General features: G+C 51.3%; 3 protein-coding genes. All 3 read right to left on the bottom strand.

All coding sequences use genetic code 11. From position 1 onward, the window contains the following. Positions 1 to 78: 78 nt before the first annotated feature. Positions 79 to 834, bottom strand: coding sequence for a vitamin B12 ABC transporter ATP-binding protein BtuD (btuD, locus tag ACQY6F_RS18495; protein ID WP_428776551.1), 756 nt, complete (start codon positions 832 to 834; stop codon positions 79 to 81). Beyond that, the gene (gene btuC / locus ACQY6F_RS18490; protein WP_428776550.1) at positions 821 to 1,816 is read right to left on the bottom strand and encodes a vitamin B12 ABC transporter permease BtuC; all 996 of its coding nucleotides are present in this window, start codon (positions 1,814 to 1,816) and stop codon (positions 821 to 823) included. The genes btuD and btuC overlap by 14 nt, the downstream gene beginning before the upstream one ends. A gap of 121 nt (positions 1,817 to 1,937) precedes the next feature. Continuing rightward, positions 1,938 to 2,966, bottom strand: a complete 1,029-nt coding sequence (locus ACQY6F_RS18485) for a succinylglutamate desuccinylase (protein WP_428776548.1) — start codon at positions 2,964 to 2,966, stop codon at positions 1,938 to 1,940. Between the last annotated feature and the right edge of the window lie 412 nt (positions 2,967 to 3,378).

The raw sequence follows: 3,378 nt of genomic DNA, 5'->3' as shown, positions 1-3,378 counted from the left end.
GCTAGATTAGTGCAGGTCTGCACCTTTCCAGCCCTTTAGTGGTAGTAATTACTCAAATCGCCACTACTTAGTTGATCGTTATTCGAACAACAGTACCGACTGCTGATTCACTTCAGCGCGGGTTACCCGAGTGCGGAATACTTCCGACAGATTCTGCTCTGTCATCACCTCATTTGCGGAGCCGAATCCTTTCACCACACCATTGTCCAGCAGCAGCACCTGATCAGCATGTTTCAGGCTACGGTTAAGGTCATGGTTCGACATCACCACGCTGATCCCCTGCCCCGCAATCTGCTTGATAAGCTTGTACAGCAACACTTCCTGGCCGATATCCAGTGGTGCAGCTGGTTCGTCCAAGATCAACAGTTTTGCCTCAGGGTTCAGTGCTGGCCAGATTTGCAGACAAATTGCCGCCAGCCTGACGCGCTGCCACTCGCCGCCAGATAACTGCTGAATGGGACGATGCAACTTGTCTGCGATTTGCAGCAGTTCGGTTAGCAGAGCGATCGCCAGGTTGATCTCCTCGGCGGTCGCTGACGAATAAACCGGAAGTGACAGCGACAGATACTGGTAAACGGGAAAACTGAAAGCAGGCATCCCCTGTTGGGTTAGGTAGGCGCGCAGCCGGGCCAGTTCTGCCAGCGACATTTCATCACTGGGTAGATCGGCATACAACACCTCGCCTTGCGCTTCGGTGATCCCCGCCAGAGCAGACAAAAAGGTGGTTTTACCGCTGCCATTGGGGCCGATGACATGAATGACTTCACCCGGTTTTACCTGCAGCGACATGGGTAGCAGACGAGTCGAGACTGATAGGTTATTAACGTGAATCATGACGAGCCACCAGCATCCAGATAAAAATCGGTGCACCGATTGACGTGGTCACCACGCCAAGTGGTAACTCACCGGCATCAAGCGCCAAACGGGCGATCATATCCGCAACCATTACCAGTACTGCTCCGGTCAGGGTTGCAGCCGGTAGCAAGAAACGGTTGTTGGCACCCAGCGCCAGCCTGAGCAGATGAGGGACCACCAGCCCGACAAAACCTATCACCCCGCCTATCGCCACCGCGCCACCAATTAATACCGATACCGCCAGGATCAAGCGCCAGCGAACCCGGTTTACGTCCAGGCCAAGCTGTTTGGCATGCACTTCACCCAGCATCAGCGTGTCGAGTTTTCTCCCCTGCCAGCAAAGCCAGATCACAATCGGCAGCAGTACCAGCGTTACCCAGTGCTGGTACCAGTTAATGCCGCTGATACTGCCCATCAGCCAGTACATCAGTTGTCTAAGGCTTAAGTTGTCGCTGAAATAGAATGCCCAGGTAACCACCGCGCTGGAAATCAGGCCAAGCGCGACGCCAACTAAGAGTAACCGGGTTGTGGTGAGGCGCAGTGAACGTGCCATGCCGACCAGGATCAGGGTAAACAGTAGCGCCCCCACTATGGCGGAAAACATAAATCCAAGTGGCGTTGCCAAGGCAGGCAGGAAAAACAGTACTATCACCATCATCAGGCTGGCACCGCCGGAAATGCCCAGCACACCGGGCTCTGCAAGCACGTTGCCGAGCAGCACCTGTAACACCGCGCCGGATAGCGCCAGAGATGCGCCGATCGCCATTGCCGCAATCAGACGGGGTAAGCGCAATTGCCAAACCAGCTGTTGTTCAAAGGGCTCATAAGGAGGCAGCAGTGAGATCCATACTTCGCCGACCATCAGGTAGACAGCCGCGACGATTATTGAAACAGCAGATAACAGCAGCAGATAGTGCTGCCAGTGACGCTGTTTTACAGCAAGAAGCTGGTTAAATTCCATAAACTGACCAGGTGTGGCAAAGATCTGGTTTCCCAAAAAAATGAATGGCCTAACCTTAACGTTAAGCCATTCAAATAAAAAGTCTAATTTGCGCTAATTTTGTTGGGCGGCGGGCTTTTACTCAGTCGTAAACAACCTGACCATCTTCAACCCGGGTTTTGACTTTGCACACCATCAGCGCAGCCCGTTGACCAATGGCAACATGACGGTTGGGGAACACGATCGCCTCTTCTTCATTTTTGGCCATCAAAGGCTTATCACCATCATGCCCAAACACCTCTCCGTGCTTAAATGCGGTAAAGTTTTCAACGTCGTCATCAAACATAAAATCGAAATCTTCATGCAATCGCACCAGAGTACGGCTTACCCGGTACATGATCGCTTTACGCGGCAGATGCTCTGGCTCGGTGCGCCCGATCAGATCACGCATCGACAAATCAAACGCCACTAAACGATCCAGTTCATTTTCGCCAATACGCGCAACCTGCCCCAGTTCCATCGTCAGTGCCTGAGCCGAGAAATTCTCCGCGCTGTACCAGCTAAATGTGCTGGTCGGCGCGTTGGACAGCAGCACAGCTTCAACGTGCGAAGATTCGATAAAGTTAAACAGTTCTTTACTGCGCACCGGATGGCGCACTTTAGGACTGACCGCGAACGAATAGTGTTTGGAAAGGCGAATCGCGCAGTGTAAATCGAGATGCCAACGGTTTTCGACCGGTGCATCGCGGTAAAAGTCGCTAACCAGTAACTTGAGATTGTCCGCAATCACCACCTCTTTATTGGTCTCACGCGGCTTTTCATCAAACAGGCGATTCAAATTTTCATCGATAAAACGTACATGACGATTGGTTGCTTCAGGGTGAGCAATGATAAACAAAACGCGCTCTTTAACCGGCTGAAATCCGGATTGAATATCCTGAATGATTTTATCCACCAGCTCCATCGGCGCAGTCTCATCGCCGTGTATGCCACAGGATAAGATGATGTGTTTGCTGTTTTCGTCCAACTCCGGCGGGATCACTTCCAATACACCACGCTGGTGAAGTTTGAAAGTTACATCAGCGGCGACTGTGATTTCGCCTGCTGGCATATCGTGTTCTAAGTCCAGGCTGTCAAATAGAAAAGATTGGCGAAAGAGGGATTTCGTCATGCGTTACTCCTTTATTGCACAGCGGCTATGTTAATGAATTGTAGTGTCAAATTATGCTGGCGCGATCTCACTTATCGACACTTAATGACACGCTGAATACTATTCCATAGCCACTGATGGCAAACACGCGCCGAGTCCGGTCACTCGGTGAATAAGCCACATATTCTATCATGGTTTATGGTTGGTAAAAGTCCCTACCCCAACCTAACTGCATGTTTAATCACCAGCTAATCGGTTTTTGCCTGTCTGTCGTGAAAAAATGTGCGGTTATGCGGTCGGGATGCCAATCGCCCGTACAGAGATAAAAGGCGTACTACCGGGGAAAATACGCAGATGGGTGATAGATTGATAATCGATCGACAAATTGGAGTACAGCGCCGGTTGTCGCCAGTCGATGCCAAGAACATCAGCC

The organism is Vibrio sp., assembly GCF_050299255.1.
In the GTDB taxonomy this organism is placed as follows: Bacteria; Pseudomonadota; Gammaproteobacteria; order Enterobacterales; family Vibrionaceae; genus Vibrio.
The sequence above is the reverse complement of the archived record's forward strand: the minus strand, read 5'-3'. Positions and strand labels throughout refer to the sequence as shown.